This window comes from Mesorhizobium sp. M7A.F.Ca.MR.362.00.0.0, assembly GCF_004023175.1.
GTDB lineage: Bacteria > Pseudomonadota > Alphaproteobacteria > Rhizobiales > Rhizobiaceae > Mesorhizobium.
Map to the genome: position 1 here is coordinate 1373 of NZ_RZTF01000479.1, position 2947 is coordinate 4319.

Genomic DNA, 2947 nt, shown 5'->3' on the forward strand with positions numbered 1-2947 from the left:
GTTTATCAAGCCGAAGGCGCCCAATCTGCCGGCCATTCCCTTCGGCGGCTGGTCCGACATTCCGCAGGTGCAAGCCGCACTCGACGTCAACGTGCTGTTCCTGATCGGCGCGGTGCTGTCGGTCATCCTGTGGTGGGCGTTCCGCAACACCCGCGCCGGCCTCATCGTGCGCGTCGTCGGCGACAGTTCGGACGCGGCACGCGCCATGGGCCTCAACCCCGATACGGTGCGGCTGCTCGCCACCGGTGTCGGTGGCGCGCTGGCCGGCATTGGCGGCGCCTACCTGTCGCTCTACTATCCCGGCAGCTGGACCGAACGCATCTCGTCGGGCCAGGGCCTGATGGCGGTGGCGCTGGTCATCTTCGCGCGCTGGAACCCGCTCGGCTGCTTTGCTGCAGCGCTTTTGTTCGGCGGGGCGGGAGCTCTCGGCCCGGCGCTTCAATCGGTCGGCGTCACGCAGGGCTACTACATGTTCTACGCCGCTCCCTACATCCTCACCCTCATCATCATGATCGCCACCTCGTCGCCGACACGAACGCTTGCGGGCGCGCCGGGCGAATTGTCGATCACCAAATGACTGGAGTTTTGCCGATGAACGCCAGAGCCGAAGTCACTCAGCATACGATCGACGCCGAGCCTTATCCTTGGCCCTACAATGGCGACCTGCGGCCCGACAACACGGCGCTGATCATCATCGACATGCAGACCGATTTCTGCGGGCCGGGCGGCTATGTCGACCATATGGGCTACGATCTGTCGCTGGTGCGCGCACCGATCGAGCCGATCAAGTTGGTGCTGTCGACGATGCGAGCCAAGGGCTACACCATCATCCACACGCGCGAGGGGCACAGGCCCGATCTCGCCGACCTGCCGGCCAACAAGCGCTGGCGCTCGCGCCGCATCAATGCCGGCATCGGCGACCCTGGCCCGTGCGGGCGCATCCTGGTGCGCGGCGAGCCGGGCTGGGACATCATCCCCGACCTTTACCCGACCGAGGGCGAGCCGATCATCGATAAGCCCGGCAAGGGCTCGTTCTGCGCCACCGACCTGGAGCTCATCCTCAATCAGCGCGGCATCGAGAACATCGTGCTGACCGGCATCACCACGGATGTCTGCGTGCACACCACCATGCGCGAGGCCAACGACCGCGGCTATGAATGCATGATGCTGGAGGATTGCTGCGGGGCGACCGACTACGACAACCATCTGGCGGCGATCAAGATGATCAAGATGCAGGGCGGCGTTTTCGGCACGGTGTCGAATTCCAAGGCGCTTGTCGCGCAGTTGCCATGAGGAGGCCGCGATGAATGACAGGAAAGCGGTCGGCGTCGAGACCATCGGCATGACCATGCGCTTCGGCGCCTTCACGGCGCTGGATGCCGTGTCGGTGAAGGTGCCGGCGGGCTCCTTCCACGCGCTGCTCGGCGAGAACGGCGCCGGCAAGTCGACGCTGGTCAAATGCATGATGGGTTTTTATCACCCGACATCAGGCGACCTGCTGGTCGATGGCCGCGAGGTGGCGATCGCTAGTCCGCGCGACGCCTCGGCGCTCGGGCTCGGTATGGTCTATCAGCATTTTACGCTGGTGCCGTCGCTGACCGGTGCGGAAAACCTCGTCATCTCGCGCGAGAAGGTTCCGGGCATTATCGATTGGCGTAGGGAACGAGCCGACCTTGCCGTGTTCATGGAGCGCATGCCGTTCAAGCTGCCGCTCGACGTTAAGGTGGCGGAACTCGCCGCCGGCGAAAAGCAGAAGCTCGAAATCATCAAGCAGCTCTATCTTGGCCGCAGCTTTCTAGTGCTGGACGAGCCAACCTCGGTGCTGACGCCCGGTGAGGCGCAGGAGGTGCTGGGGCTGGTGCGCGACATGACCAAGGCCGGCGACCTCACCGTGCTGATGATTTCGCACAAATTCCATGAGGTCACCGCCTTCGCCGACGATGTCAGCGTGCTGCGCAAGGGCAGGCTGACGGGAACCGGCCGCGTCGCCGACCTCGACCACAAGGCGATGGCGGCGATGATGATCGGCGACCAGCCGATCGCCGCGCTCGACAGTCGCGCGGCGCCGAAACCCGATGCCGAGATCGTGCTCAAGGTCAAATCGCTGAAGGCGCCGGACCGCACCGGGCTGAAGTCGATCCGCATCGAGAATCTCGGCGTGCGTTCGGGCGAGATCGTCGGCATCGCCGGCATTTCCGGCAATGGCCAGAAGGAATTCCTCGAGGTCCTGGCCGGCCAGCGGCCGCGCGACGGTGGCGAGGTGCTGGTACGCGGCTCCGCCTATGCGGCGACGCGGGCCGAGGCGCGCGCGCTCAATGTGCGGCTCATCCCGGAAGAGCCGCTGAAGAATGCCTGCGCGCCAAAAATGACGGTGGCCGAGAACATCTCCTTCCGCACCTTCGACATCGACGGCAACGGCAGGCCGGTGAACTGGATCAGCGCCAGCGCCATACGCGCGTTCAGCGCCAAGCTGGTCGAGCAGTTCAAGGTCAAGACCGCCTCGCTATCCTCGCCCATCGCCTCGCTGTCGGGCGGCAATGTGCAGCGCGCCGTGCTGGCGCGCGAACTGACCGGCGAGGTCGACCTGCTGATCGTCTCCAACCCGTGCTTCGGCCTCGACTTCTCGGCGGTGGCCGAAATCCGCGCCCGCATCATGAAGGCGCGCAATGCGGGTGCGGCAGTGCTGCTGATGTCGGAGGACCTCGACGAGCTTTTGGAACTGTCCGACCGCATTTTCGTCATGTCGGACGGCGCACTGGTCTACGAGACGCCGATCGCGCAAGCGAGCGTGCAGACCATCGGCGAGCATATGGCGGGACATCACTGATGGCGGAGATTGATGCGCAGCCGTTCGCCTTCTCCTTCAAGCCGCAGACGATGGCGCTGGTCGTCATCGACATGCAGCGCGATTTCGCCGAGCCCGGCGGCTTCGGCGCCAGCCTTGGCA

Annotated in this window: 2 protein-coding genes and 2 pseudogenes (1 of these 4 only partly in view); all 4 read left to right on the forward strand. The window is 65.0% G+C overall.

Going from position 1 to position 2947, the window contains the following annotated elements; all coding sequences use genetic code 11:
• A pseudogene (locus EOC06_RS33410) lies at window positions 1-577 on the forward strand (ABC transporter permease); it begins 367 nt to the left of the window's first position.
• A 14-nt stretch (window positions 578-591) separates the two neighbouring features.
• Window positions 592-1293, forward strand: a complete 702-nt coding sequence (locus tag EOC06_RS33415) for a cysteine hydrolase family protein (protein WP_127321989.1) — start codon at window positions 592-594, stop codon at window positions 1291-1293.
• Between the two features lie 10 nt (window positions 1294-1303).
• Entirely contained in the window at window positions 1304-2827 is a 1524-nt protein-coding gene (locus tag EOC06_RS33420) for an ABC transporter ATP-binding protein (protein WP_127321990.1), read from the forward strand.
• A pseudogene (locus tag EOC06_RS44155) lies at window positions 2827-2947 on the forward strand (cysteine hydrolase); the annotation flags it as partial. The gene EOC06_RS33420 and the pseudogene EOC06_RS44155, both read left to right, overlap by 1 nt.

Excerpts from the sequence above, each read along its gene's own strand:
- EOC06_RS33415 (WP_127321989.1), top strand. The coding sequence starts at position 592 with ATGAACGCCAGAGCCGAAGTCACTCAGCATACGATCGACGCCGAGCCT.
- EOC06_RS33420 (WP_127321990.1), top strand. The coding sequence starts at position 1,304 with ATGAATGACAGGAAAGCGGTCGGCGTCGAGACCATCGGCATGACCATG.